Below are 25834 nucleotides of genomic sequence, written 5' to 3' on the forward strand. Positions count from 1 at the left end.
CCGGGAGGCTGCCCGCCTGGCAACCTTCCGTTGACAAAGATAAGTACCCTGCGGCGCGGCTTCAAGGCCTTCCGGCGGCAAGATTGACCTGCATCAGTGCCGGCCGGGCGCTGCGCCGGGCGGCGGCGCACGCCACAATCGCGCCATGCTGGCGCTCCTTCGCACCTTCTCCTGGCGGGACCTGCGCCACCACCCCTGGCGCAGCGCCGCCGCCGTGGTGGCGGTGATGCTGGGCGTGGCGCTGGGGTTTGCGGTGCAGGTGATCAATGCCTCGGCGCTGGACGAGTTTTCGCACGCCGTGCGCGCCGTCAACGGCCAGCCCGACCTGGAGCTGCGCGCCATGCAGGGCAGCCTGCCCGAGGCCGTGTACGGCCCGCTGGCCACCCACCCGCAGGTGGCCCGCGCCAGCCCGGTGCTGGAGTGGACCGCCGTGGCCCGCACGGCGGCGCAGGGCCCGGCCGCCGGCGCGCCGCTGCGCGTGGTGGGCGCCGACGCGCTGCTGCTGCCGGCCGTGGCCCCCGCCCTCATGCCCCGCCCGTGGAAAGACGCCGACCGGCTGGCGCTGCTGGCCCCGGCCACCGTGTTCCTCAACGCAGCCGCACTGCAGGCGCTGGGCCTGTCGGGTCACGAATTGGCACGCACCGCGCCGCCCGTGCTGCTGCAGGCCGGGTTGCAGCAGTGGTCCGTGCGCGTGGCGGGCACCGTGGCTGCGGGCGGTGCGCCGCTGGCCGTCATGGACCTGGGCGCGGCGCAGGACCTGCTGGGCCGCGCCGGAGAACTCACCCGCATCGACCTGCAGCTGCAGCCCGGCACCGACGCCCGCGCGTGGCAGCAGGCCGTGCGCGCCCTGCCCGGCTGGCCGGCCCAGGCCGTGTTTGCGCAGCCGGGGGACGCGGCGCAGCGCATCAGCAACCTCTCGCGGGCCTACCGGGTCAACCTCAACGTGCTGGCCCTGGTGGCCCTGTTCACGGGCGCGTTCCTGGTGTATTCGGTGCTGGCCCTCAGCGTGGCGCAGCGCGGACCGCAGTTTGCGCTGCTTGCGGTGCTGGGCGCCACGCCGCGCCAGCGGCTGGCCCTGGTGCTGTGGGAGTCGGCCGCCCTGGGGCTGCTGGGCAGCGTGGCGGGCATTGCCCTGGGCACCGGCCTGGCCGCGGCAGCCCTGCGGCTGCTGGGGGGCGACCTCGGGGGCGGCTACTTCGCGGGGGTGCAGCCGGCGCTGCAGTGGAGCCTGCCCGCCGCGGCGGTGTACGGCGGGCTGGGCACGCTGGCAGCGCTGGCGGGCGGCTGGTGGCCGGCGCGTGCCGCCCAGGCACTGCCGCCGGCCCAGACGCTCAAGGGGCTGGGCACGGCCGCTGCGCAGGGGCACGCGGGCGCCACGGGGCTGGTCTTGATCACCCTGGGCGTGCTGCTGGCGCTGGCGCCTCCGGTTTTTGGCATTCCGCTGGCCGCCTACCTGGCCGTGGCGCTGCTGCTGGTGGGCGGCATCGCCCTGCTGCCCCGGGGGCTGGACCAGGTGCTGCGCCGCCTGCAGCCGCTGGCTGGCCGCGGCGCCTTGCCCCTGCTGGCCCTGGAGCGCGCACGGCGCATGCGCGCCACCGCCGCCATGGCCGTTGGCGGGGTCGTGGCCAGCCTGAGCCTGGCGGTGGCACTGACGGTGATGGTGTCGAGCTTTCGGGGCTCCGTCCTGCAGTGGCTGGACGCGGTGCTGCCCTCGCCCCTGTACGTGCGCTCGGCCATCGGTGCGCCCGGCAGCGGCGATGCGGCACTGCTGCCCGCGGGTTTTGCCGAAGCCGTGGCACGGCTGCCGCAGATCGAACGGCTGCAAGCCCTGCGCGCCAGCCCGCTGCAGCTCGACCCTGCGCGCCCGGCGCTCACGGTCCTCAGCCGGCCGCTGGGCTCCCAGGCCAGCCCGGCCGCCCCGTCGGCGCAAAGCCTGCCGCTGGTCGGCGAGGCCCTGCCGGTGCCCGCCGGGCGTACCGCGGTGTATGTGAGCGAAGCCGTTCTCGACCTGTACGGTGTGCGCCCCGGCATGGACTGGCCGGCATTTTCCAAGGCTTTTGAGCCTCTAGCCCAATACCATCAAGCGCAACCAGCTATCTTTTACATAGCGGGCGTGTGGCGCGACTACGCCCGGCAGTCGGGCGCCGTGGTGATGGACCGCGCCGTGTGGCTGCGGCTGACAGGCGACGGCCGCACCAGCGACCTGGCCGTGTGGCCGCGTGACGGCGCCGACACTGCCGCGCTGCAGGCGGCGGTGCGCGCCCTGGCGGCGGCGCAGGCACGGGGCGGCGGGGCTCCCACAGCGGTGGAGGCCGGGCCGGAGGCGCCGGCCCTGGTGGAATTTGTCTCGGCAAGCGCGATCCGCGAGCGCTCGCTGCGCATCTTCGACCGCAGCTTCGCCGTGACCTACTGGCTCCAGGCGGTGGCCATCGGCATCGGCCTCTTCGGCGTTGCGGCCAGCTTCAGTGCCCAGGTGCTGGCGCGGCGCAAGGAGTTTGGCCTGCTCGCCCACCTGGGCCTCACCCGCCGGCAAATCCTGGCCGTGGTGGCCGGCGAGGGCGCTGCCTGGACGGCAGCCGGCGCTTCCGCCGGGGTGCTGCTGGGCCTGGCGGTGGCCGTGGTGCTGGTGCACGTGGTCAACCCGCAAAGCTTTCACTGGACCATGGACCTGCGCGTGCCGGCCCTGCGGCTGCTGGGCCTGTGCGCCGCCGTGGTGGCCGCTGGCACATTGACGGCCTGGGTCGCGGGGCGGGCGGCGGCGGGACAGAGCGCCGTACTGGCCGTCAAGGAAGACTGGTAACGGGCCACCCCTGTCAAGAAATTGCACATTGCGTTAAATATTGTTTGCAATCGTGGCAAATTTTGATAATCATCCCTTGACGCCACCCCCGCCCTGAAGGCTTGCGCGCCTCGCAATGGACGGGGCCGCTCTTGCAGGCCAGCGGGGTCGCAACCCCCTGCGCAGCAGAAAACACCAAACCGTCGAACAGCCGCAGGCCCTCCGCCCGCGACTGTCCCACCAACACAAGGGAGAACCATGAAGTCCATCTTTCGCCAAGCGGCCGCCACCGCCCTGCTGTGCCTTGGCCTGGCCGCACCCGCCTGGGCCCAATTCGTCATCGGCGCGGGCGGGTCCATGGACATGTCGGGCGGCGGGTCCATGGACATGGGCTGCGCCTCCGTGGAGGTGGAGGGCTCGCTCCTCATCGGCGACGGGCAGTTCGCCACCAGCAGCAACCTCAACGTGGCCGGCTCCGGTGAGTTCAATGGCGGCTCCGGCGTGCTCGCCGTGGGCGGCGACCTGAGCAGCAGCGGCACGTTCAACGCCGGCAGCGGCTCCGTGGTCCTCACCGACGGCTGCACGGGCAACACCAGCCAACTCTCGGGCACCATGGTGTTCCAGAACCTGACCCTGTCCAGCACCTCCGGCCGCACCTTTGTCATCCCCGCTGGCACCAACATCACCGTGCTGGGCACCCTGACACTGCAAGGCGCGCCCGGACAGAACATCCAGCTCGTCTCCTCCGGCGGCGGCACGGCGGTGATCAACCTGGGCCCCAGCGCCTCGGTCACCCAGACCTTCACCACGGTGACGGGCACCGTCGTCATCGGTGGAGCCGCAGCGGCCGCCAGCATCCCGACCCTGGGCGAAACCAGCCTGCTGCTGCTGGCCTTGCTGATGGGCGTCGCGGCCTTCCTGCAACGCCGCCCCTTCGCCGCGGCGATCTCGCGGCGCCTCTAGGCCCCGGCCAAGCCGGGCCTGGCCACCGGCTGTCTCCGCGACAGCCCGGCAGCCGGCCCGCACCAAGGGGGAAGGCGCAGCCGCACCACCCCCTGCAAAGAACAGCAATAGAGAGGGATCTTCATGCCACGCCTGCCCCGCCCCTTCCGACTGGCTGCCGCCCTGGGCGCAGCCTCCTTGCTGCACACCGCGGGGGCCCTGGCCGCCGATGTGTCCGTCACCGTGCCCAGCGGCGGCGGTTTTGTGGTCAAGGGCTCCGGCGGCGCACCGGAACGCTTTCGGGTGCAGGACAGCGGCGAAGTGACCGTGCCCAGCCTGGGCACCGCAGCCCCCAACACCAGCCTGACCTGCTTTGACGGCCCCACCGGCCGCCTGGGACCGTGCGCGGCCGGCATCGGCTCCGGGGCCACGGGCGCCACCGGGGCGACAGGGCCGGCCGGCGCCACGGGCGCAGCCGGTCCTGCGGGAGCCACAGGCCCGACCGGTGCCACCGGGGCCACAGGCGCGTCCGGCTCCGGAGCCACCGGGGCGACAGGCGCAACCGGCGCCACTGGCGCCACGGGCCCCACCGGTGCGACGGGAGCAATCGGCGCCACCGGCCCTGCGGGCGCCACGGGGGCCGACAGCACGGTACCCGGTCCGATGGGCCCCCAAGGGATTCAGGGCCCACAGGGCGTGCCAGGTCCCGCGGGTGCGACCGGCGCCACCGGGGCGACGGGCGCGACCGGTGCCACCGGAGCGTCGGGTACTGGCACCGTGACGCTGACGACCTATACGGTCCCTGGCAGCTGGTTGAGTGCGGACCATACGCCGCCGGCGAATACGGCAGACGTCGAACTGACCGCCACGTGCGCCCCGGGAAAAACCATCGTTACCGGCGGATGCCGCATCACGGCAGGCCGGGGCGGAAGCTATTTCGAAGGGGGCTATCCGTCTGCCGCAGACCAGTGGACATGCCAGTACTCGGTGTTCAACGACCTGTCCGCGGAAGCATTTGCCATTTGCCAGTGAGAGGCACCCGAGCCTGAACCCAGCGAAAAGCCGCGCAGGGAGCCCCGCCCAAAAAGGTGCGCCCTGCGAAGGCGCAGTGCTCCTCTCGTCACCGTCCCACCTATCGTCACTCTCTCGTTACCGCCATGAAGCCTGCCACCCAAATCTGCCGCCTGGGCCTCGCCCTGGGCGCCGCCTACGTCCTGCACACTCCGCTGGCCCTGGCCGCCGATGTATCCGTCACCGTGCCCAGCGGCGGCGGTTTTGTGGTCAAAGGCTCCGGCGGCGCACCGGAACGCTTTCGGGTGCAGGACAGCGGCGAAGTGACCATGCCCAGCCTGGGCACCGCGGCGCCTAACACCAGCCTGACCTGCTTTGACGGCCCCACCGGCCGTCTGGGGCCGTGCGCGGCCGGCATTGGCTCCGGGGCCACGGGGCCCACGGGCGCCACCGGGGCGACAGGGCCGGCCGGCGCCACGGGCGCAGTCGGTCCCGCGGGAGCCACAGGCCCAACCGGGGCCACGGGCGCGTCCGGCACCGGAGCCACCGGGGCGACAGGAGCAACGGGTGCCACGGGCCCCGCCGGAGCCACGGGAGCCACCGGCGCCATGGGGCCGCAAGGCTCCGTGGGGCCCGCCGGCGCCGACAGCACGGTTCCGGGCCCGCAAGGTCTGCAGGGACCCCAAGGGGTACCCGGCACGCCAGGCGCCACGGGTGCGACAGGTGCCACGGGCGCAACCGGCCCCGCGGGCAGCGGGGGTGGCGGCATTGTCTTTTCCACCGCCGCCGTCATGCCCGCCACGTCGGAGTCGGCCGTTTTCTTCCCCTTCGGCATCGGCGGCGTGAGCGGCGGGCTGTGGGACTACACGCGCTGTTCATTCACCCCGGGGTCGGATTGCGCGGTGGACCCCACGGTGTTCACCAATGTCTCGGTGCCGGCGTTCACGAGCTGCAGCAACGCCCAGTTGCATGTTCGAAACTACACGGCCGTGCCGACAATTCCGCTGACGGTGACGCTGTACAAGAACGGCACCGCCACCGGCCTGACCTGCTCGGTTGCAGGCACCCAAGCGGCCACCTGCAGCGCAGCAGCCGCCGTGTCGCTCGCGCCCACCGACGAGATCGCGCTGCACATGAGCACCACGCACACCGGCGGCTTCATGGTGAGCAGCCCTTCCAATGCGGCCATTGAAGGCACGGCCGTCAGCACCGTCTATTGCCAGTAATCCCGCCCGGCGGAGCCGCCGCCGCAAGGCGGCTCCGCCCCTGAGGCCGGCCTGCTTGGGCAGCCGGCCGCAAGCCGTGCCCCCGGGCCACGGACACCGCTCCCGAGAACTCCCATGCAGCACCCCATCGGGCTTAACATGATCGTGAAGGACGAGGCCCCGGTCATTGCCCGGTGCCTCGCGTCGGTCAAGCCCTGGATCGACCACTGGGTCATCGTGGATACCGGGTCCACCGATGGCACGCAGGACATCGTCCGTGAATTCATGCAAGGCGTTCCCGGCACGTTGCACGAGCGGCCCTGGAAGAACTTTGCGCACAACCGCAACGAGGCCCTGGAGCTGGCGCGCCCGTACGGCGGCTACCTGCTGTTCATCGATGCGGACGAGCAGCTGCGGGTGCCCGGGGGCTTCGCCTGGCCGCGCCTCACGGCCGATGGCTACACGCTGACCTGCCGCATGGACGGCTGGGAATACCAACGCAACGCCCTGGTGGCGGCGCGCGTGCGCTGGCGCTGGGAAGGCGTGCTGCACGAGTACCTCACCGCGGCGCAGCACGGCCCCTGGGAGGCATTGCGCGGCCCGGTCATCGACGTATCGCACGACGGCGCCCGCGCACGCGACCCCGAGACCTACCTGCGCGACATGGCCTTGCTGGAGCAGGCGGTGCGCGACGACCCCGCCAACACCCGCAATGTGTTCTACCTGGCCCAGAGCTGCCGCGACGCAGGCCGCACCGATGAGGCGCTGGCCTGGTACCAGCGCCGCGTCGACATGGGCGGCTGGGAGGAAGAGCGCTGGTACGCCCTCTTCCAGGTGGCGGTGCTGCAGGAGCGCCGGCAGGCCCCCGCCCCCGCCGTCCGCGAAGCCTACCTGGCCGCCTACGCCGCCCGGCCGCAGCGCGCCGAACCCCTGTGCGAGCTGGCCCGCTACCATCGGGAGCGGGCGGAATACGCGCTGGCCACGGTGTTCGCACTGCAGGCCACGCAGATTCCCCAGCCCGCGGCGGACATCCTCTTCGTGGATACGCAGGTGTATGCCTGGCGCGCCCTGGATGAGCTGGCGGTGAGCGCGTTCTACACGCCGCACCGCGACCTGGGCCGCGCCGCGCTCCAGCGCCTGCTGGCGGACCGCCGCTACCCGCCGGCCGACGCGCAGCGCATCGAGGCCAACCGCGGGTTCTACGGGCTTTAAGCGCCATCCCTTTCAAGGTCTTTGGAGTTTGATCATCTAAGCTTCTGATTTCACGGGGATCGTGGGACCTGGGAGCAAAGAATCTGGTGGGAAATCATTGAGCGGTTTGAGGAGCAGGCACCGGGCGCGGTGATGGCGCACCTGGCACTGGAACAGGCCTTGCCAGCGAGCTGGATAGACGAAGTGTTCCAGGCACACCGGCAACGGCAGTACCCCCGGGAGCTGCTGTTCTCCAGCGTGGTGGAGCTGATGCTGCTGGTCACCTTGGGACTGCGGCCTTCGCTGCATGCGGCCGCGCGCAAGATGGCCCGGCAGCTGCCGGTGTCGCTGGCCGCACTGTATGCCAAGGTCCAGCGCACCGAGCCTGCCGTGCTGCGGGCGCTGGTGCAAGGCAGCGCCCGGCGTCTGGCGCCGTTGGTGAGCGGCATGCCCGAGCGGCAAAGCCTGCCGGGCTGGCAGTTGCGGGTGTTCGACGGCAATCATCTGCCGGCCAGCGAGAAGCGGCTGGGCCCCTTGCGCGGACTACGGGGCGCGGCGCTGCCAGGCCACACGCTGGTGGTGTACGACCCGGACAGCGCGCTGGTGTGCGACATCGTGGCCTGCGAGGACGCCCACGAGAGCGAGCGCACGGGCGCGGCGGCGCTGATTGAGCAGGCGCAGGCTCAGCAGGTGTGGATCGGCGACCGGCACTTCTGCACCCGGGCCATCGTGCAAGGGCTGGCCGAGCGCGGTGCGGGTTGCATCGTGCGCGAGCACGCGCGCCATCCGCGGCTGCGCGGCTGCGGGCCGTGGAGCGAGGCCACCGCCATCGAGACGGGCGGGGTGCGCGAGCAGGCTATCGAGCTGGCCGAACCCCACGAAGGAGCCCTGCGGCAGTGGCGACGCATCGAACTCACGCTGCACACGCCCACCGAGTCCGGCGACCAGGCCCTCGTGCTGTGGAGCAACCTGCCGCCCGAGGTCGACGCAGCCACCATCGCGCAGCTGTACCGCAAGCGCTGGCGCATTGAAGGTCTGTTCGGCCGCCTGGAATCCGTGCTGAACAGCGAAATCAAGACGCTGGGCCACCCGCGTGCGGCGCTGCTGGGATTTGCGGTGGCGGTGCTGGCGTACAACGTGCTGGCGGTGCTCAAACAACTCATCGAACATGCGCATCGCCAAAGCCATCCGGAACTGGACGTATCCACCTACCATCTGGCGGTGGACATCGCGGCCGATTACGGGACGATGCTGCGAATGCTGCCACCCGAGCAACTGCCTCGCCCCGGCGGCGATGTCGGGCGACTGCTCGAACGCCTGCTGCGCCTGGCCAGCCTCATGAGCCCCAAACAACTGGCCACCTCCAAACGCAAGCCCAAGGTCGCTCAAGCCAAAGGCTACGTCGGCGGCGCCATCGCTCGCGCCCACTTCTCTACCGCTCGCTTGCTTAAGAAGGCTGCCGGGAAAAGACCTTGAAAGGGATGGCTTTAAGCGCCTGTTCAAGGCCCGGAGGGCATGCCGGGCGGGGCTGCGACAATCCCTCCCATGCACCACCAGCCCTCCTACTCCGGCGCGTCCGTTGGCGCGCCTTCTTCGTCCCCCTGGCTGCACGAGGCCGTCGCCCGCATCGAGGCCGACTACCAGCGCAGTGCCGACACGCACCTGATTCCCCTGCGGCTACCGGCGTTTGCCGGGCAGGGCATCGACCTGTACCTGAAGGATGAATCCACCCACCCCACGGGCAGCCTGAAGCACCGCCTGGCACGCTCGCTGTTCCTGTACTCCCTGTGCAATGGCTGGGTGCGCGAGGGATCCACGGTGGTAGAGGCGTCCAGCGGCTCCACGGCCGTGAGCGAGGCCTACTTTGCGCGGCTGCTGGGCCTGCCCTTCGTGGCCGTGATGCCGCGCAACACGTCCGAGGAGAAGATCGCGCAGATCGAGTTCCACGGCGGCCGCTGCCACTTCGTGGATGGCGCTGGGCAGGTCTATGACGCCGCCCGCGCTATCGCCGCGGAAACAGGCGGGCACTACATGGACCAGTTCACGTATGCCGAGCGCGCCACCGACTGGCGCGGCAACAACAACATTGCCGAAAGCATGTTCACGCAGATGGCGCGCGAGCGCCATCCCGTGCCGCGCTGGATCGTGGTGGGCGCCGGCACGGGCGGCACCAGCGCCACGATTGGCCGCTACCTGCGCTACCAGCGGCATGCCACGCAGGTGTGCGTGGCCGACCCGGCGGGATCGGTGTTCAGCGCCTACCACCGCACGGGCGATGCCACGCTGTCGGCGCCGGGTTCACGCATCGAGGGGATCGGCCGGCCCCGCGTGGAGCCCAGCTTCATCCGCACGCTGGTGGACCGCATGGTCGAGGTGCCCGATACCGAATCGGTCGCGGCCATGCGGGCACTGTCGCAGTTGCTGGGGCGGCGCGTCGGCCCGTCCACCGGCACCAACTTTGTCGCCATGCTCGCGCTGGCGTGCCAGATGCGGGAACGCGGCGAACGCGGCGCCATCCTGTCCTTGCTGTGCGACGCGGGCGAACGCTACCTGCCCACCTACTTCAACCCCGAGTGGGTGGCGCAGTGCTTTGGCGACTGCACGGCGGCGCAGCACAAGATCGACCGGATGATGGCTTAGGGATCCTCTTCACGAATCGTCGCGCCGTGTGCATCTGCGGTCTCGGGCGGTCTGCTGCGTTGCAAAGCCTCGCAATAGCTGCGGCTATTGCTGCGTTTTGCGCCTTGCAGCCCCTCCCGATCCGCAGCGCACACTTTCCGCTCGATTCGAGCAGAACATCCCTAGGAGCCACGGAAACCGCGTGATGCAAAGCCCTCCCGCCGCCCCCATCGGTCGCCTCGCAGGCCTCGCGCGCATCACGCGCCGCCAATGGCTGCTCGGCAACGCGCCTGCAGGCCTGGTGCTGGCTGGGCTGGCGGGCGCCGGCGGATGGGCGGGCCCCGCCAATGCGCTGCCGGCACGCGCGCTGGCCTTTCCCCGCGACCACGGCAGCCACCCGGAGCTGCGCACCGAGTGGTGGTACATCACGGGGCACCTGCAGGCGGACGGCCGGCCCTGGGGGTTTCAGGTCACCTTTTTCCGCTCGCGCGTGGACAGCACGCAGCACCTGCAGTCCGCGTTCGCCGCCAAGCAACTGCTGTTTGCCCACGCGGCCGTCACGGACGTGCAAGGCCGGCGGCTGCTGCACGACCAGCGCATTGCCCGGGCCGGCTTCGGCGTAGCGCAAGCCAGTGAAGAGGACACGCGCATCCGGCTGCACGACTGGCAGCTGGAACGCGCGGATGCTCCGGACGCCGCGCCCCCCGGGACATCGGGGACATCGGGGGCATCTGGGAACTCGAAGGCGCCGGGCAGCCGCTACACGGCGCGCATCGCCGGCACGCAATTCAGCCTGGACCTGGTCTTCGAGAGCACCCAGCCCCTCCTGCTGCAGGGGGCGCAGGGCTTGTCGCGCAAGGGGCCCGAGGCCGCGCAGGCCAGCTACTACTACAGCCAGCCGCAGCTGCGCGTGGCCGGCAGCGTGGTGGTGCAGGGGCGCCGCATGGAGGCCACGCCCGGCACGGGCCGCGCCTGGATGGACCACGAATGGAGCGAGGCCCTGATGCACCCGGACGCCCGGGGCTGGGACTGGATCGGCATGAACCTGGACGACGGCAGCGCGCTGACGGCTTTCCGGCTGCGCCGCGGGGACGGGTCCGCCCTGTGGGCCGGCGGATCATGGCGCCGCCCCGGGGAGGCGCCGCAGATCTTCGGGGCCGATGCGGTGGCGTTCACCCCGGAACGCTGGTGGACCAGTCCGCGCAGCGGCGCCCGGTACCCGGTGCAGTGGGCGGTGCAGACACCCGCCGGACACTTCCAGGTGCGGGCGCTGCTGGACGGCCAGGAGCTGGACAGCGAAGCCTCCACCGGCGCCATCTACTGGGAAGGCCTGTCCGACCTGCTGGACGGCGGCGGCCGCCCGGTGGGCAGGGGTTACCTGGAGATGACCGGGTACGCCCAGCCCCTGCGGCTCTGAGAACCTGCGGATCAGTGGCCGGCCGGGCGCCCTCCCCGGCGCCGTGCCAGCCAGGCAATGATCTCGCCCATGATGCCGCGGCGGAACGCCAGCACGCACACCACGAAAATCAGCCCGGTGACCATGGTGACGGATTCGCCCAGCGTCTTGAACCACTCCACCTGCGTCAGCGCCGCGAGCAGGTTGCCGAACTCGCCGATCTTGTTCTCCAGCAGGACCACGACGGCCGAGCCGATCAACGGGCCGGACAGCGTGCCCAGGCCGCCCACCAGCGTCATCAGGATGACCTGGCCGGACGCCGTCCAGTGCACGTCGGACAAGGTGGCAAAGCCCAGCACCAGCGTCTTGAGCGAGCCCGCCAGCCCGGCCAGGGCGGCCGAAATGACAAACGCCAGCAGCTTGAAGCGGTGGGTGTCGTACCCGAGCGAGATGGCGCGGGGCTCGTTTTCCTTGATGCCCTTGAGCACCTGCCCGAAGGGCGAATGGATGGTGCGCACGATGAGCAGGAAGGCCAGGCCCACCACGGCCAGCGCCACGTAGTACATGACCAGGTCGTTCGACAGGTCGAGGACGCCGAACAGCTTGCCGCGGGGCACGCCCTGCAGGCCATCCTCGCCGCCGGTGAACGGGGCTTGCAGGCAGGCGAAGAACAGCATCTGCGCCAGCGCCAGCGTGATCATGGAGAAATAGATGCCCTGGCGGCGGATGGCCAGCCAGCCAAACAGCAGCCCGAGCAGCGCGCCCCCGGCCGTGCCCAGCAGCAGGCCCACTTCGGGGGTGACGCCCCACACCTTCACGGCGTGGCCGGTCACGTAGGCCGCCCCGCCGAGGAAGGCGGCATGGCCAAAGGAGAGCAGCCCCGTGTAGCCCAGCAGCAGGTTGAAGGCCGAAGCGAACAGTGCAAAGCACATGAGCTTCATGACAAACACGGGGTAGGCACCCAGGAAGGGGGCCAGCACCAGGCCCAGCAGCAGCAGGCCGTAGCCCAGGGCGGCAATGTTCTTGGTATTCATGCGGGCGGCCCCTGGCTTATTTCTCTTTGCCGAACAGGCCGGCGGGGCGAATGAGAAGGACGATCACCATGATGACGAACACCACGGTGGACGAGGCTTCGGGGTAGAACACCTTGGTGAACCCCTCGATGACACCGAGCCCGAGGCCGGTGAGGATGGAGCCCATGATGGAGCCCATGCCGCCGATCACCACCACCGCAAACACCACGATGATGAGGTTCTGGCCCATGAGCGGCGTCACCTGGTAGACCGGGGCTGCCAGCACGCCGGCAAAGGCGGCCAGCGCAGCACCAAAGGCATAGGTCAGCGTCACCATGACGGGCACGTTGATGCCGAAGGCCTCCACCAGGCGCGGGTTCTCGGTGCCGGCGCGCAGGTAGGCGCCCAGCTTGGTCTTCTCGATCACGTACCACGTGCCGACGCACACCACCACCGACGCCACGACCACCCAGGCGCGGTAGTTGGGCAGGATCATGAAGCCCAGGTTGGTCGCGCCCTCGAGCAGTTCGGGCGTGTCATAGCCCAGGCCCGAGACGCCATAGATGGACCGGAACACGCCTTCGATCAGCAGCGTGAGCCCGAGCGTCAGCAGCAGGCCGTACAGATGGTCGAGCTTGTAGATCCAGCGCAGCAGCAGCCGCTCGATCAGCACCCCGAACACCCCGACGAGCACGGGCGCCAGCAGCAGCATCACCCAGTAGTTGATGCCAAAGTAATTCATGGCCATCCAGGTGATGAGCGCGCCCGTCATGAACAGCGCCCCGTGGGCGAAGTTGATGACGTTGAGCAAGCCAAAGATCACCGCCAGCCCCAGGCTGAGGATGGCGTAGAACGACCCGTTGACCAGCCCCAGGAGGAGCTGGCTCAACAGGCCCGGCAGGGAGACACCAAAGATTTCCATGGGCAAGCCGCGGCGAACGGGAAAGAGAAGAGGGAGAGTTCAGACCGGATGCCGGCAGCGCAGGCCCGCCCGAGGGCGGCGGCCTGCGGGGCTACCGGAGCCCGGCGCTGCGCGTCATTTCCAGAGCGGGCACTTGCTCTCGGCCTTGGTGGTGAACACCTGGTCGCCCGGCAGCTTCTTGACGAGCTTGTAGTAGTCCCAGGGCTTGGTGGACTCCGAAGGCTTCTTCACTTCCATCAGGTACATGTCGTGGACGTAGCGGCCGTCCGCGCGCAGCTGGCCAGAACCGAAGAAGTCGTTCATCTTCATGCCGCGCCAGGCTGCCATCACCTTGTCCGCGTCCGCCGACTTGGCGGCTTCCACGGCCTTCAGGTAGTTCATGGTGGCGGAATAGTCGGCCGCCTGGATTTCCGTGGGCATGCGCTTGGTCTTCTCGAAGAACCGCGCCGCAAACTTGCGCGTCTCATCGTTCAGGTCCCAGTACCAGCTGGTGGTGAACTGCAGCCCCTCGGTGTTGCGCAGGCCCAGGCTGTGCACGTCGCTGATGAAGATCAGCAGCCCTGCGAGCTTCATGCTCTTGCCGATGCCGAATTCCTTGGCGGCCTTGATCGAGTTGATGGTGTCGCCCCCGGCGTTCGCCAGCCCCAGGATCTGCGCCTTGGAGTTCTGCGCCTGCAGCAGGAACGACGAGAAGTCCGACGCGTTGAGCGGGTGGCGCACCGAGCCCACCACGTTGCCGCCCTTGGCCTTGACCACCGTGCTGGTGTCGGCTTCCAGGGCATGGCCGAAGGCATAGTCGGCCGTCAGGAAGTACCAGCTCTTGCCGCCGCCATCGACGATCGCCGCGCCCGTTCCCTTGGCCAGGGCAACGGTGTCGTAGGCATAGTGCACGGTGTAGGGTGTGCATTGCTCGTTGGTCAGCGCCGAGGTGGCCGCACCGTTGTTGATGTAGACGCGCTTTTTCTCGGCAGCCACCTTGGCGGTGGCCAGGGCGGTGCCGGAATTGGTGCCGCCGAAGACCATCGTGACCCCTTGCGTGTCAATCCACTCCCGGGCCTTGGACGCGGCGATGTCGGCCTTGTTCTGGTGGTCGGCCGAGATCAGTTCGATGGGCTGCCCCAGCGCCTTGCCGCCAAAGTCGTCGATGGCCATCTGGATGGCCACCGCACCGTTCTTGCCCTCCACATCCGCGTACAGACTGGACATGTCGGTGATGAACCCGATCTTGACCTTGTCTTGCGCCTGTGCGGCCGAAGTGGCCAGACCGGCGGCGCCGAGCATCAGTGCGAGCACTTTGTAGGGATGCTTCATGGGTTGTCTCCTGTAGTGGTTGGAAAAATAGGGGGGAGCAAGAACTGCAGCCGGTGCGCGCTACACACCCAGCAATTCGTTGAGCACGGGCATCTTCTGTTCCAGCTCGGCGGCGCCGAACTTTTCGACGATGCGGCCGTGCTCCATCACGTAGAACCGGTCGGCCAGCGGGGCGGCGAAGCGGAAGTTCTGCTCCACCATGACGATGGTGTAGCCCTTCTCGCGCAGCATGGTGATCATGCGGGCCAGTGCCTGCACGATGACGGGCGCCAGGCCTTCGGAAATCTCGTCCAGCAGCAGCAGGTTGGCGCCGGTGCGCAGGATGCGGGCCACGGCCAGCATCTGCTGCTCGCCGCCCGACAGGCGCGTGCCCTGGCTGTGCTTTCGCTCGGCCAGGTTGGGGAACATGGCGTAGATCTCCTGCACCGACATGCCGTGCATCCCGGTCTTGAGGGCCGGCGGCAGCAGCAGGTTTTCCTCGCACGACAGGCTGGAGAAGATGCCCCGCTCCTCCGGGCAGTAGCCCACGCCCAGGTGGGCAATGCGGTGCGTGGGCATGTGGACGGTTTCCACGCCGTTGATCTTGACTGAGCCCTTGCGCGCACCGGTCAGGCCCATCACGGCGCGCAGCGTGGTGGTGCGCCCTGCCCCGTTGCGGCCCAGCAGCGTGACCACCTCGCCGGGCTGCACGACGATGTCCACGCCGTGCAGCACGTGCGATTCGCCGTACCAGGCTTCGAGATTGGTGATTTCCAGCGCGGGGTGTTTTGTACTCATCTCAATGTCCATCGCTACGCAGGGCCCCGCAGCGTGCAGCCGCCACGGCCCAGGCCAGCAGACGCCGCGGAACTGGCTTTGCCAGGCCGCTGGCGTCGTCCCCTTCGGGGGGAAGGCGCCGGAGGCGACTCAGGGGGGCGTTCATCCATGCGCTCCTTGCAGTTGCCCATCCGTCGTCCCCATGTATGCCTCCATGACCTGCGGATTGTTCGAGACCTCTTCGTACGGCCCTTCGGCCAGCACGGCCCCGCGCTGCAGCACGGTGATGCGGTCTGCAATGGTGGAGACGACTTTCATGTTGTGCTCCACCATCAAAATGGTGCGGCCCGCAGACACCTTCTTGATGAGCTGCGTGACCCGGTCCACGTCCTCGTGGCCCATGCCCTGGGTGGGCTCATCCAGCAGCATGAGTTCGGGCTCCATGGCCAGCGTGGTGGCGATCTCCAGCGCGCGCTTGCGGCCGTAGGGCAGGTTCACGGTGACCTCGTCGGCCAGGTCTTCCAGGCCCACTTCGGTAAGCAGCTGCATGGCACGCTCGTCCAGCTGCCGCAGGCTGCGCTCGCTGCGCCAGAAGTGGAAGGACGTGCCCAGCTTGCGCTGCAGGCCCAGCCGCACGTTCTCCAGCAGCGTCAGGTGCGGGAACACCGCAGAAATCTGGAACGACCGGATCACGCCGCGCCGCGCAATCTGCGCAGGCTGTTCGCGCGTGATGTCGTGGCCGTTGAACCGGATGGCCCCCGAGGTGGGCGTGAGGAACTTGGTCAGCAGGTTGAAGCAGGTCGTCTTGCCTGCCCCGTTGGGGCCGATCAGCGCATGGATGGAGCCGCGGCGCACCGCCAGGTTCACGTCGCTGACCGCCGTGAAGCCCTTGAACTCCTTGGTCAGGCTGCGGGTTTCAAGAATGACATCGCTCATGCGCCTGGGTTGCTCCGTAGGGTGCCAGGGAAGATGCCCTGCAGGAGGGCGCCGGTGCGTGCATCAGTAGTAGATATGAACGCAATGCATCGTATGCCCGCCCACGTACCGGCAGGTACTGGGACTAATGCCTATGTATAAACGCCTACGCCCCCGGCCGACCATGCCCGAGGGGGGCGAGGCGCAGCCCCTGCGGCGCGCTGCGGCCCTGTGGGCCTTCCTCCTACACTGCGCGCATGAACGCCACTGCCCGCACTTCCGCCCGTGGAGCGCCCCGGTCGCTGACCGGCCTCCTCCCCTTCCTGCGGCCCTACCGCGCCCGCATTGCGCTGGCGGGCCTGTTCCTGGTGCTCGCGGCCCTGGCCACGCTGGCCTTCCCGCTGGCGCTGCGCAATCTGGTGGACGGGGGCCTGTCCCACGCGGACAAGGGCGCGCAAGCCCTGGCCCTGCGCAACCATTTCGGCGCCCTGTTCGCCGTGGCGGTGGCACTGGGGGTGTTCTCCGCGGCCCGCTTCTACATGGTGAGCTGGCTGGGCGAGCGTGTCACGGCCGACTTGCGCAATGCCGTGTACGCCCACGTACTGCGGCAAAGCCCTGAATTCTTCGAGACCACGCAGACGGGCGAAGTGCTCTCGCGCCTGACCACGGACACCACGCTGGTGCAGACGGTGGTCGGCTCGTCCCTGTCGATGGGGCTGCGCAATACCGTGATGGGGGTGGGGGCGCTGGCCATGCTGGTGTGGACCAACCCCTACGTCATGTCGGTGGTCCTGCTGGCCGTCGTGCTGGTGGTGCTGCCCACGCTGTGGATCGGGCGGCGCGTGCGGCGCCTGTCGCGCGACAGCCAGGACCGGGTGGCCGATTCCAGCGCCATCGCGGCCGAGGTGCTCAACGCCGTGCCGGTGGTGCAGAGCTACACGGCTGAGGCGCGCGAGTCCGCCCGCTTCTGGCAAGCCACCGACAACGCGTTCCAGACGGCCGTGAAGCGCTCCAGGGCCCGGGCGCTGCTGGTGGCCTTCATCATCGTGGCCAACACGGCGCTGCTGCTGTGGGGGCTGTACCGCGGCACCGAGGCCGTGCTGGCAGGCCAGATGACGGCGGGCCACCTGGGCCAGACCGTGGTTTACGTGATCCTGCTGGCCGGTGCGGTGGCGGTGCTGGGCGAGGTCTATGGGGACCTGCTGCGGGCCGCAGGCGCCACGGAGCGGCTGATGGAGCTGCTGGCCAGCACCTCGCCCGTGGCCGACCCGGCCGCACCGCAGGAACTGCCGCTGTCCGGCCGGGGGCTGGAGGTGGAATTCGACCGGGTGTCGTTCCACTACCCGTCGCGGCCCGAGACCGCGGCGCTCCACGACTTCTCGCTGCGGCTGGCGCCGGGCGAAACGGTGGCCCTGGTGGGTGCCAGCGGGGCCGGCAAGACCACCGTGTTCCAGCTGCTGCAGCGCTTTTACGACGTGGACGGTGGAGCGGCCGGGGGCGCCATCCGCCTCAACGGGGTGGATGTGCGCCAGCTGCCCCTGGCAGCGCTGCGCGCCCACACGGGCACGGTCCCGCAGGACGCGGTGATCTTCTCGGCGTCGGCGCTGGACAACATCCGCTACGGCCGGCCCCAGGCCAGCGACGAGGACGTCGTCGCCGCGGCCCGCGCGGCCTTTGCCCACGACTTCCTCCAGGCCCTTCCGGAGGGCTATTCCACCTTCCTGGGCGAACGGGGGGTGCGCCTGTCGGGAGGACAGCGCCAGCGCATCGCCATTGCGCGGGCCATGCTGAAGGACCCGCCCCTGCTGCTGCTGGACGAAGCCACCAGCGCCCTGGACGCTGAAAGCGAACGCATGGTGCAGGCCGCCCTCGATTCGGCCATGCAACGGCACACCGGCCGCCGCACCACCCTGGTCATCGCCCACCGGCTGGCCACGGTACAGAACGCAGACCGCATTGTCGTGCTGGAACACGGCCGTGTCGTTGAAGAAGGCACCCACACGGCCTTGCTGGCCCGAGGCGGGGTCTATGCCCGCCTGGCGGCGCTGCAGTTCACGGCGTAGGAGGCGGGCCGGCACACTGCAAGCGCTGGCGTGGAATGCCTCATTTGCTATATATTTTATAGCTACCCGCGCTTTACTGACGGGCGCCAGAGGCCAAAAAGACCAAAATTTCGCTGACGTCTTGGGAGGATGCCCATGCCACCGACCCGCTAGGCCGCGCTGGCTTTACTGCAGGGTTTCCTTGGCGGCGGCAGGCAGCGGCAGGGGCAGCACGGCAATGCCCTCCTCCAGCAACTCCAGGGTTTCTTGGGGCGTTGCCTGCCCGCGGATCGGGCGCTCGGGCTGTTCGCCATGGTGCATGCGCCGGGCCTCCTGGGCGAAACGTTCGCCCACATCCTCGGTGCTGGCCACGATCTTGCGGGCCAGGGCCAGCCAGGCCGCCTGGAGTGCGGGCGGGGGCATGCCGCCAGCGTCCGCCACCGGGCGGCTATTTCCCTCGGCAGAGGGTGCGCGGGGCGCCGCAGATGGGGCAGAAGAAGAAAGGGCAACAGACGGAGCCGCAGCAGCCGGTTCCCGCGCGCCCAGGTTCAGCCGCGGGGCGCTCAGGCGCTTTTCAATGTGCGCGTCTGCGCAGAGAGGGCACTGCACCAGGCCGCGCTGCTTCTGCTGCTGAAAATCGTCCTCGGACGCAAACCAGCCTTCAAAGACGTGGCCTCCACCGCATTGGAGATCAAGCACCTTCATGGAAAGCCCCTGCCCTCACCGCGTCCTCAGCCGTGGCGCCGCAACAGGTAACGGTACACAAACCCGGGGAAGGCCAGCGTCAGGAAGAGCGCGGCAGTGATGGCGTAGAACTCCCAGCCTTGGGAAGCCACTTGCCCTGCCCGGCGTTCGAGCAGCAGGGCCAGGCCGCCCACGAGCAGGTAGAACAGCACCAGCTCCCCCAGCCGCCCGGCCAGGGGTTTGCGCGGGGCCGCGACCGGCCCCACCACCAGCCAGCGGTGGTTGACGAACGGCAGGTTGGCCGCCACCAGGGCCGCCACGATGACCAGCCAGATGGACGCTGTAAGAGACACGGCAGCGAGTGCGAGAGGATCGAGCGAGGAGCGGACGGGTCCTGCTGCGGGGCTCAGGTCGCCAGCGCGCGCACGACGGCGTCCGCGCACAGCGCCATCAGGCCACCCGGCAGCAGGCCTAGCACCAGCAACAGCGCACCGTTGAGGGTGAGCACCACGCGCACATCGGCGGGGGCCGCCACGTTGGAGGCTGTCAGCGGGGCATCAAAGTACATCACCTTGACCACGCGCAGGTAATAGAACGCGCCGATCAGGGACATGATGACCGCGAACACCGCCATCGCCATGTACAGGGTCTGGCCGGACGCCACCAGGGCCTGCAGCACGGCCAGCTTGGCATAGAAGCCGACCATCGGCGGAATGCCGGCCATCGAGAACAGGCACACCGACATGATGCCGGCGTACAGCGGGCTGCGCTGGTTCAGGCCGGCAAAGTCGGAAATCTCTTCGCTTTCAAAGCCTTCCCGGGCCAGCAGCAGCATCACGCCGAATGCAGCCAGGGTGGTGAGCACATAGGTGATCACGTAGAACATGGACGCGCTGTAGGCGTTTTCCACGGCGGTGGCATCCACGTTGCCGTTCACCACCCCCGACATCAGGCCCAGCAGCACAAACCCCATCTGCGAGATGGTGGAGTACGCCAGCATGCGCTTGAGGTTGGTCTGCGCAATGGCCGCCAGATTGCCCACCAGCAGCGAACCGATGGCCAGCACCGCCAGCATTTGCTGCCAGTCGATCGCCAGCGGCAGCAGGCCGTCCACCAGCAGGCGGATGGTGATCGCGAAAGCCGCCAGCTTGGGGGCGCCGCCGATCATCAGCGTCACCGCCGTGGGCGCGCCCTGGTACACGTCGGGAATCCACATGTGGAAAGGCACCACACCCAGCTTGAACGCCAGGCCGGCCACGACGAACACCAGGCCGAACACCAGCACCTGGTGGCGGATCTGGCCGGAGTTGACGGCCTTGAACACCTGGCCGATATCGAGCGAGCCGGTGGCGCCGTAGACCATGGACAGGCCGTACAGCAGGAAGCCGCTGGCCATGGCGCCCAGCACGAAGTACTTCATGGCCGCCTCGGTGGCGGTGGCGTTGTCGCGGCGCAGGGCCACCAGGGCATAGCTCGACAGGGTCAGCAATTCCAGGCCCAGGTAGATCACGAGGAAGTTGTTGCCCGAGATCATGATGAACATGCCCAGCAGCGCGAACATCGACAGCGTGAACATTTCACCGCCGCGCAGCATTCCGCGGTCGGCCGCGTAGGGGCGGGCATAGACCAGCGTGATCATCATGGCCACCGTGGCAAAGCACTTGAGCCAGTTGCCCATGGCATCGCTCACCACCATGTTGCCGAAGCCGTAGAAGGTGTTGCCGCCCGTGGCATAGAGGCCCTGCAAGGCCGCAACCACGGCCAGGGTGAGCATGGTCAGCACATAGGTGCCAGTACGCCGGGCGCTGTGCACCCCCAGATCGACCAGCGCGATCACGCAGGCCATCGTCAACAGCACGATTTCAGGGTAAATCGCGAGCCAGCTGATGTTGTCAATCATCTTTGGAATCTCTCAGTTCAGTCTGGGTTCGCTCAATTCAGCTTGGACAGCGCGACATGCTTGAGCAGCTCCGCCACGGAGACATCCATCACATCCGTGAAGGGGCGCGGGAACAGGCCCATGGCCAGCACGGCAGCGCCCAGCACGGCCAGCACCAGGAATTCGCGGGTCACGATGTCGCTCAGGCCCTTCACGTTGTCATTGGCCACCGGGCCCAGGTAGACGCGCTTGAACATCCAGAGGGTGTAGGCGGCGCCAAAGATCAGTGCCGTGGCCGCGGCCACGCCAATCCAGAAGTTGGCCTTGACCGCCCCCAGGATCACCATCCACTCGCCCACGAAACCAGCCGTACCCGGCAGGCCGCAGTTGGCCATGGCGAACAGCAGCGCAAAGGCCGTGAAGTTGGGCATGGTGTTGACCACGCCGCCATAGGCCGCGATTTCCCGCGAGTGCACCCGGTCGTACAGCACACCGATGGACAGGAACATGGCGCCGGACACGAAACCGTGGGCAATCATCTGCACCAGGCCGCCGGACACGCCCAGGTCGTTGAAGATGAAGAAGCCCAGCGTGACGAAGCCCATGTGCGCCACAGACGAATACGCCACCAGCTTCTTCATGTCCTTCTGGACCATGGCCACCAGGCCCACGTAGATCACGGCGATCAGCGACAGGCCGATCATCAGCCAGGCCCATTCGCGGGACGCGTCGGGGGCGATGGGCAGCGAGAAGCGCAGGAAGCCATAGGCCCCCAGCTTCAGCATGATGGCGGCCAGCACGGCGGAGCCGCCTGTGGGCGCTTCCACGTGCACGTCGGGCAGCCAGGTGTGCACCGGCCACATCGGCACCTTCACGGCAAAGGCTGCGAAGAAGGCAAAGAACAGCAGCGTCTGGGCACGGGCCCCCAGCGGCAGCTGGTGCCAGGTGGCGATGTCGAAGCTGCCACCCGACTGGTTGTACAGGTAGATCAGCGCAATCAGCATCAGCAGCGAGCCGAGCAGCGTGTACAGGAAGAACTTGAACGCCGCGTAGATCTTGTTGGGGCCGCCCCAGATACCGATGATGAGGTACATCGGGATCAGCGTGGCCTCGAAGAACACGTAGAACAGCATGCCGTCCAGTGCCGCGAACACGCCGATCATGAGGCCGGACAGGATCAGGAACGCACCCATGTACTGGTTGACGCGTTCGGTGATCGACTCCCACGAAGCGACCACCACGATCACGGTGATGAACGCCGTGAGGGGCACGAACCAGAACGAAATGCCATCCACACCCAGGTGGTAATGGATGTTGAAGCGTTCGATCCACGCCGCCTTTTCCACGAACTGCATCGCGGCCGTGCCCAGCTCGAACCCGCCATATAGCGGCAACGTGACCAGGAAGCCGATCAAGGCCCCCAGCAGCGCGATCCACCGCACCGCCCGTGCATGCTCATCCCGCCCAAGGGCCAGCAGCAGCACACCGAAGGCGATCGGCGTCCAGATTGCAAGACTCAACAGACCCATTTGTTGTTTTCCTTATTTGATGAGCCGCAACACAGCGTCACCCCAGACAAACCAGGTCATCAGTGCGAAGACCCCCAGGATCATCACCAGCGCGTAGTGGAAGACAAAGCCCGACTGCAGCCAGCGCACGACGCCGGACACCGCCCCCACGATGCGCCAGGAACCATTCACCAGGGCACCATCGATGACGGCCTGGTCGCCGCCCTTCCACAAGCCCACGCCCAGAGCGCGCGCACCGCGGGCCAGGATGTTTTCATTGATCCAGTCCATGCCGTACTTGTTTTCCAGCAGCTGGTAGATGCCGACCGATTCAAAGAACCGCTTGAGCGCCGCAGGCACCGCCGGGTTGACCATGTACATGTAGTACGCCAGGACCACCCCGGCCAGCGCCAGCCAGAACGGCGCGGTCTGCAAGCCGTGCAGGGCCATGGCCACGGGGCCGTGGAACTCTTCGGCGAGCTTGGCCATCGCCGGGTGCTTGGCGGCATCGATAAAGATCACGTCCTTGAAGAAGTCGCCGAACAGCATGGGCTGGATGAACATGAAGCCCACTACCACCGAGGGGATCGCCAACAGCACCAGCGGCACCGTCACCACCCAGGGGGACTCGTGCGGCTTGGCATCGTGCCCATGGTGGTCGTCATGGCCGTGGTGGTCGTCGTGGTGCGCATCCGGATTCTGGTCGTAGCGCTCCTTGCCGTGGAAGACCAGGAAATACATGCGGAACGAATAGAACGCGGTGATGAACACGCCGGCCAGGACGGCAAAGTGCGCAAAACCAGCAGCCGGCAGATGGCTGAAATGCACCGCCTCGATGATGCTGTCCTTGGAATAGAAGCCCGAGAACAGCGGGGTACCGATGAGCGCCAGCGAACCCAGCAGCGAAGTGAGCCAGGTGATGGGCATGTACTTGCGCACGCCACCCATCCAGCGGATGTCCTGGTTGTGGTGCATGCCCATGATGACGGAACCCGCGCCGAGGAACAGCAGGGCCTTGAAGAAGGCATGGGTCATCAGGTGGAACACCGCCACCGAATAGGCCGACGCACCGAGCGCCACCGTCATGTAGCCCAGCTGGGACAGCGTGGAATACGCCACCACGCGCTTGATGTCGTTCTGGATGATGCCCAGGAAGCCCATGAACAGCGCCGTGATGGCACCGATCACCATGATGAAGTTGAGCGCGGTTTCCGACAGCTCAAACAGCGGCGACATGCGCGACACCATGAAGATGCCGGCGGTCACCATGGTGGCCGCGTGGATCAGCGCCGAAATGGGCGTGGGGCCTTCCATGGAGTCCGGCAGCCACACGTGCAGCGGGAACTGGGCCGACTTGCCCATGGCGCCGATGAACAGGCAGATGCAGATGACGGTGATCAGCATCCACTGGGTGCCGGGGAAGGGCAAACCGCCCAGTTCACCTGCCTTGGCAAAGATCTCGCTGTAGTTCAGCGTTCCCGCATACGCCGCAATCAGGCCGATACCCAGGATGAAGCCAAAGTCGCCCACGCGGTTGACCAGGAAGGCCTTCATGTTGGCAAAGATGGCCGAGGGCTTGTTGAACCAGAAGCCGATCAGCAGGTACGACACCAGACCCACCGCTTCCCAGCCGAAGAACAGCTGCAGCAGGTTGTTGCTCATGACCAGCATGAGCATGGAGAACGTGAACAGCGAGATGTAGGCGAAGAAACGGTTGTAGCCGTCATCCTCTTCCATGTAGCCGATGGTGTAGATGTGCACCATCAGCGACACGAAGGTCACCACCACCATCATCATGGCCGTCAGGCTGTCCACCAGGAAGCCCACTTCCATCTTCAGTCCACCCACCACCATCCAGGTGTAGAGGGTTTCATTGAAGCGAGCACCGTCCAGCGCCACGCTCTTGAGGGTCATCGCGGACAGCACGAACGCCACCAGCACCCCCAGGATCGTCAGGGTGTGGCTCAGGCGGCGGCCAATCCAGTTACCACCAAAGGTCGTGCCGAAGATACCGGCCAGCAAGGCGCCCGCCAGCGGGGCCAGTGGCACAGCCAGGAGCGTTGAAGCAGAGAGGGTTTGACTCATTCTTGAGAACCTTGGGAATACTGGCAGTCCATCAACCCTTGAGGGTGTTGAGGTCTTCCGCGTTGATGCTGGACTTGTTGCGGAACAACAGCACCAGGATGGCCAGGCCAATGGCGGACTCGGCCGCCGCCACCGTCAGGATGAAAAACACGAAGACCTGCCCGTGCATGTCGCCCAGGTAATGGGAGAACGCCACGAAGTTCATGTTGACCGCCAGCAGCATCAGCTCGATCGCCATCAGCAGCACGATCAGGTTCTTGCGGTTCAGGAAAATGCCGATCACCGCCAGCGCGAACAGCATCGCGCCCAGAGAGAGGAAGTGTCCCAACGTCAGCGTCATGCTTTTTTCTCCTCGGCAGCAGGCTCGGCGGCCACTTCAGCGGCAGGCTTCTGGGTCGCTGCCAGCTTCACCACTTCCAGACGGTCCGCAGCCCGCACGCGAATTTGCACCGACGGATTGATGGCCTTGCTGTCCTTGCGATGGCGCAGGGTCAGGGCAATGGCCGCCACCATGGCCACCAGCAGGATCACGGCAGCGATTTCCACCGGGAAGAGGTATTCGGTGTAGAGCAGCTTGCCCAGCGCCTTGGTGTTGGAATAAGGCACCACCTGGCCCGCGGCATCCACCACGGCCGCGATGGCCTTGGGTTCGTCCATGCTGCGAAAGCCGCCCATCAGCACGGCAGCCATCTCGAGCGCGATCAGGGCGCCCACCGTCGCTGCCAGGGGAAAGTGCTTCCAGAACCCCTTGCGCACGGTGTCGATGTGGATGTCCAGCATCATCACCACGAACAGGAACAGCACCATCACCGCGCCCAGGTACACCAGCACCAGGGCAATGGCCAGGAACTCGGCCTTGAGCAGCAGCCACACAGCAGCCGCCTGCGAGAACGCGAGGATGAGGTACAGCACCGCATGCACGGGGTTGCGGGCGGTAATCACCCGGAAGGCTGCAAACAGCAGCACAACCGAGAAGAGGTAGAAGAAACCGGTCTTGGCGTCCATGGGTCGGTCTTTTATAGAAAGTCGGGCAACGAGGCTGAACCCATCACCGCTCAGCGGTACTTGGCGTCGGCGGCTTTTGCCGCAGCGATCTCGCCTTCGTACCGGTCACCCACGGCCAGGAGCATGTCCTTCGTGAAATACAGATCGCCGCGCTTTTCTCCGTGGTATTCGAAGATATGCGTTTCCACGATCGAATCGACAGGGCAGCTCTCCTCGCAGAACCCGCAGAAGATGCACTTTGTCAGGTCGATGTCGTAGCGCGTGGTGCGGCGCGAGCCGTCGGCCCGCACGTCGGATTCGATGGTGATCGCCATCGCGGGACACACGGCTTCGCACAGCTTGCAGGCAATGCAGCGCTCCTCGCCGTTGTCGTACCGGCGCAAGGCGTGCAGGCCGCGGAAACGCGGCGACAGCGGCGTCTTCTCTTCCGGAAACTGAACCGTGACCTTGCGGCGGAATGCGTAGCGGCCCGTCAAGGCCATGCCCTTGGCCAACTCCACGAGCATGAAGCTCTTGAGAAAGTCCCTCAGGGAAAAAGGTGCAGCAGCAACAGTAGCAGTCATACGTGTTG

Annotated in this window: 22 protein-coding genes; 9 read left to right on the top strand and 13 right to left on the bottom strand. The window is 67.6% G+C overall.

Annotated elements, in window-relative coordinates; genetic code table 11:
• Positions 1-145: 145 nt before the first annotated feature.
• The 8 genes from ACOYR3_RS16420 (at position 146) to ACOYR3_RS16455 (ending at position 11164) form a co-directional block, all read left to right on the top strand.
• A complete protein-coding gene (locus tag ACOYR3_RS16420) occupies positions 146-2800 on the top strand; it encodes an FtsX-like permease family protein (RefSeq protein WP_422843394.1) in 2655 nt (884 codons plus the stop codon).
• Positions 2801-3037: 237 nt separating this feature from the next.
• On the top strand, positions 3038-3742 hold the full coding sequence (locus tag ACOYR3_RS16425; protein WP_422843395.1) for an IPTL-CTERM sorting domain-containing protein: 705 nt from the start codon (positions 3038-3040) through the stop codon (positions 3740-3742).
• 123 nt (positions 3743-3865) lie between these two features.
• Positions 3866-4753: a collagen-like protein gene (locus tag ACOYR3_RS16430; RefSeq protein ID WP_422843396.1), complete on the top strand. Its 888-nt coding sequence runs from the start codon at positions 3866-3868 to the stop codon at positions 4751-4753.
• A gap of 125 nt (positions 4754-4878) precedes the next feature.
• Complete coding sequence (locus ACOYR3_RS16435) at positions 4879-5958, top strand: collagen-like protein (protein WP_422843397.1); 1080 nt, start codon at positions 4879-4881, stop codon at positions 5956-5958.
• 114 nt (positions 5959-6072) lie between these two features.
• Positions 6073-7149, top strand: a complete 1077-nt coding sequence (locus ACOYR3_RS16440) for a glycosyltransferase (RefSeq protein WP_422843398.1) — start codon at positions 6073-6075, stop codon at positions 7147-7149.
• 132 nt (positions 7150-7281) lie between these two features.
• Positions 7282-8604, top strand: coding sequence for an IS4 family transposase (locus tag ACOYR3_RS16445; RefSeq protein WP_422843399.1), 1323 nt, complete (start codon positions 7282-7284; stop codon positions 8602-8604).
• Between the two features lie 69 nt (positions 8605-8673).
• Positions 8674-9768: a PLP-dependent cysteine synthase family protein gene (locus tag ACOYR3_RS16450; protein WP_422843400.1), complete on the top strand. Its 1095-nt coding sequence runs from the start codon at positions 8674-8676 to the stop codon at positions 9766-9768.
• A 184-nt stretch (positions 9769-9952) separates the two neighbouring features.
• Positions 9953-11164, top strand: coding sequence for a lipocalin-like domain-containing protein (locus ACOYR3_RS16455; protein ID WP_422843401.1), 1212 nt, complete (start codon positions 9953-9955; stop codon positions 11162-11164).
• 11 nt (positions 11165-11175) lie between these two features.
• On the opposite strand, the gene ACOYR3_RS16460 is transcribed toward ACOYR3_RS16455, so the two are convergent.
• The 5 genes from ACOYR3_RS16460 to ACOYR3_RS16480 all read right to left on the bottom strand — a co-directional run bounded on the left by ACOYR3_RS16460 (position 11176) and on the right by ACOYR3_RS16480 (position 16081).
• Positions 11176-12177 (bottom strand): branched-chain amino acid ABC transporter permease, encoded by a 1002-nt coding sequence (locus tag ACOYR3_RS16460; protein ID WP_422843402.1) that lies wholly within the window; start codon positions 12175-12177, stop codon positions 11176-11178.
• A 16-nt stretch (positions 12178-12193) separates the two neighbouring features.
• Positions 12194-13078 (bottom strand): branched-chain amino acid ABC transporter permease, encoded by an 885-nt coding sequence (locus ACOYR3_RS16465; RefSeq protein WP_422843403.1) that lies wholly within the window; start codon positions 13076-13078, stop codon positions 12194-12196.
• A gap of 114 nt (positions 13079-13192) precedes the next feature.
• Positions 13193-14389, bottom strand: coding sequence for an ABC transporter substrate-binding protein (locus ACOYR3_RS16470; protein WP_422843404.1), 1197 nt, complete (start codon positions 14387-14389; stop codon positions 13193-13195).
• 60 nt (positions 14390-14449) lie between these two features.
• Positions 14450-15166 carry an ABC transporter ATP-binding protein gene (locus ACOYR3_RS16475; RefSeq protein WP_422843405.1) on the bottom strand — a complete coding sequence of 239 codons (717 nt, stop codon included), beginning with the start codon at positions 15164-15166 and terminating at the stop codon, positions 14450-14452.
• Between the two features lie 141 nt (positions 15167-15307).
• Positions 15308-16081 (bottom strand): ABC transporter ATP-binding protein, encoded by a 774-nt coding sequence (locus ACOYR3_RS16480; RefSeq protein WP_422843406.1) that lies wholly within the window; start codon positions 16079-16081, stop codon positions 15308-15310.
• A 236-nt stretch (positions 16082-16317) separates the two neighbouring features.
• Between ACOYR3_RS16480 and ACOYR3_RS16485 the strand changes: the two genes are divergently transcribed.
• On the top strand, positions 16318-18123 hold the full coding sequence (locus ACOYR3_RS16485; RefSeq protein ID WP_422843407.1) for an ABC transporter transmembrane domain-containing protein: 1806 nt from the start codon (positions 16318-16320) through the stop codon (positions 18121-18123).
• A 165-nt stretch (positions 18124-18288) separates the two neighbouring features.
• On the opposite strand, the gene ACOYR3_RS16490 is transcribed toward ACOYR3_RS16485, so the two are convergent.
• The 8 genes from ACOYR3_RS16490 to nuoI are packed head-to-tail and all read right to left on the bottom strand — an operon-like array spanning position 18289 to position 25826.
• Positions 18289-18807, bottom strand: a complete 519-nt coding sequence (locus ACOYR3_RS16490) for a DUF1178 family protein (RefSeq protein ID WP_422843408.1) — start codon at positions 18805-18807, stop codon at positions 18289-18291.
• Between the two features lie 26 nt (positions 18808-18833).
• Positions 18834-19139, bottom strand: a complete 306-nt coding sequence (locus ACOYR3_RS16495; RefSeq protein WP_422843409.1) for a DUF2818 family protein — start codon at positions 19137-19139, stop codon at positions 18834-18836.
• A 53-nt stretch (positions 19140-19192) separates the two neighbouring features.
• Complete coding sequence (nuoN, locus tag ACOYR3_RS16500) at positions 19193-20686, bottom strand: NADH-quinone oxidoreductase subunit NuoN (protein WP_422843410.1); 1494 nt, start codon at positions 20684-20686, stop codon at positions 19193-19195.
• A gap of 32 nt (positions 20687-20718) precedes the next feature.
• On the bottom strand, positions 20719-22194 hold the full coding sequence (locus ACOYR3_RS16505) for an NADH-quinone oxidoreductase subunit M (protein ID WP_422843411.1): 1476 nt from the start codon (positions 22192-22194) through the stop codon (positions 20719-20721).
• Between the two features lie 12 nt (positions 22195-22206).
• Positions 22207-24258: an NADH-quinone oxidoreductase subunit L gene (nuoL, locus tag ACOYR3_RS16510; protein WP_422843412.1), complete on the bottom strand. Its 2052-nt coding sequence runs from the start codon at positions 24256-24258 to the stop codon at positions 22207-22209.
• 31 nt (positions 24259-24289) lie between these two features.
• Positions 24290-24598, bottom strand: coding sequence for an NADH-quinone oxidoreductase subunit NuoK (gene nuoK / locus ACOYR3_RS16515; RefSeq protein WP_005793248.1), 309 nt, complete (start codon positions 24596-24598; stop codon positions 24290-24292).
• The gene (locus ACOYR3_RS16520; protein WP_422843413.1) at positions 24595-25263 is read right to left on the bottom strand and encodes an NADH-quinone oxidoreductase subunit J; all 669 of its coding nucleotides are present in this window, start codon (positions 25261-25263) and stop codon (positions 24595-24597) included. The genes nuoK and ACOYR3_RS16520 overlap by 4 nt, the downstream gene beginning before the upstream one ends.
• A gap of 50 nt (positions 25264-25313) precedes the next feature.
• Complete coding sequence (gene nuoI / locus ACOYR3_RS16525; protein WP_422843414.1) at positions 25314-25826, bottom strand: NADH-quinone oxidoreductase subunit NuoI; 513 nt, start codon at positions 25824-25826, stop codon at positions 25314-25316.
• Between the last annotated feature and the right edge of the window lie 8 nt (positions 25827-25834).

It is taken from the genome of Acidovorax sp. M2(2025), assembly GCF_049330835.1.
Classification (GTDB): domain Bacteria; phylum Pseudomonadota; class Gammaproteobacteria; order Burkholderiales; family Burkholderiaceae_C; genus Acidovorax.

Bases quoted from the DNA above. Each gene is read 5' to 3' on its own strand.
- ACOYR3_RS16420 (WP_422843394.1), top strand. From the start codon at position 146: ATGCTGGCGCTCCTTCGCACCTTCTCCTGGCGGGACCTGCGCCACCAC.
- ACOYR3_RS16425 (WP_422843395.1), top strand. From the start codon at position 3,038: ATGAAGTCCATCTTTCGCCAAGCGGCCGCCACCGCCCTGCTGTGCCTT.
- ACOYR3_RS16430 (WP_422843396.1), top strand. From the start codon at position 3,866: ATGCCACGCCTGCCCCGCCCCTTCCGACTGGCTGCCGCCCTGGGCGCA.
- ACOYR3_RS16435 (WP_422843397.1), top strand. From the start codon at position 4,879: ATGAAGCCTGCCACCCAAATCTGCCGCCTGGGCCTCGCCCTGGGCGCC.
- ACOYR3_RS16440 (WP_422843398.1), top strand. From the start codon at position 6,073: ATGCAGCACCCCATCGGGCTTAACATGATCGTGAAGGACGAGGCCCCG.
- ACOYR3_RS16445 (WP_422843399.1), top strand. From the start codon at position 7,282: ATGGCGCACCTGGCACTGGAACAGGCCTTGCCAGCGAGCTGGATAGAC.
- ACOYR3_RS16450 (WP_422843400.1), top strand. From the start codon at position 8,674: ATGCACCACCAGCCCTCCTACTCCGGCGCGTCCGTTGGCGCGCCTTCT.
- ACOYR3_RS16455 (WP_422843401.1), top strand. From the start codon at position 9,953: ATGCAAAGCCCTCCCGCCGCCCCCATCGGTCGCCTCGCAGGCCTCGCG.
- ACOYR3_RS16460 (WP_422843402.1), bottom strand. From the start codon at position 12,177: ATGAATACCAAGAACATTGCCGCCCTGGGCTACGGCCTGCTGCTGCTG.
- ACOYR3_RS16465 (WP_422843403.1), bottom strand. From the start codon at position 13,078: ATGGAAATCTTTGGTGTCTCCCTGCCGGGCCTGTTGAGCCAGCTCCTC.
- ACOYR3_RS16470 (WP_422843404.1), bottom strand. From the start codon at position 14,389: ATGAAGCATCCCTACAAAGTGCTCGCACTGATGCTCGGCGCCGCCGGT.
- ACOYR3_RS16475 (WP_422843405.1), bottom strand. From the start codon at position 15,166: ATGAGTACAAAACACCCCGCGCTGGAAATCACCAATCTCGAAGCCTGG.
- ACOYR3_RS16480 (WP_422843406.1), bottom strand. From the start codon at position 16,081: ATGAGCGATGTCATTCTTGAAACCCGCAGCCTGACCAAGGAGTTCAAG.
- ACOYR3_RS16485 (WP_422843407.1), top strand. From the start codon at position 16,318: ATGAACGCCACTGCCCGCACTTCCGCCCGTGGAGCGCCCCGGTCGCTG.
- ACOYR3_RS16490 (WP_422843408.1), bottom strand. From the start codon at position 18,807: ATGAAGGTGCTTGATCTCCAATGCGGTGGAGGCCACGTCTTTGAAGGC.
- nuoN (WP_422843410.1), bottom strand. From the start codon at position 20,686: ATGATTGACAACATCAGCTGGCTCGCGATTTACCCTGAAATCGTGCTG.
- ACOYR3_RS16505 (WP_422843411.1), bottom strand. From the start codon at position 22,194: ATGGGTCTGTTGAGTCTTGCAATCTGGACGCCGATCGCCTTCGGTGTG.
- nuoL (WP_422843412.1), bottom strand. From the start codon at position 24,258: ATGAGTCAAACCCTCTCTGCTTCAACGCTCCTGGCTGTGCCACTGGCC.
- nuoK (WP_005793248.1), bottom strand. From the start codon at position 24,598: ATGACGCTGACGTTGGGACACTTCCTCTCTCTGGGCGCGATGCTGTTC.
- ACOYR3_RS16520 (WP_422843413.1), bottom strand. From the start codon at position 25,263: ATGGACGCCAAGACCGGTTTCTTCTACCTCTTCTCGGTTGTGCTGCTG.
- nuoI (WP_422843414.1), bottom strand. From the start codon at position 25,826: ATGACTGCTACTGTTGCTGCTGCACCTTTTTCCCTGAGGGACTTTCTC.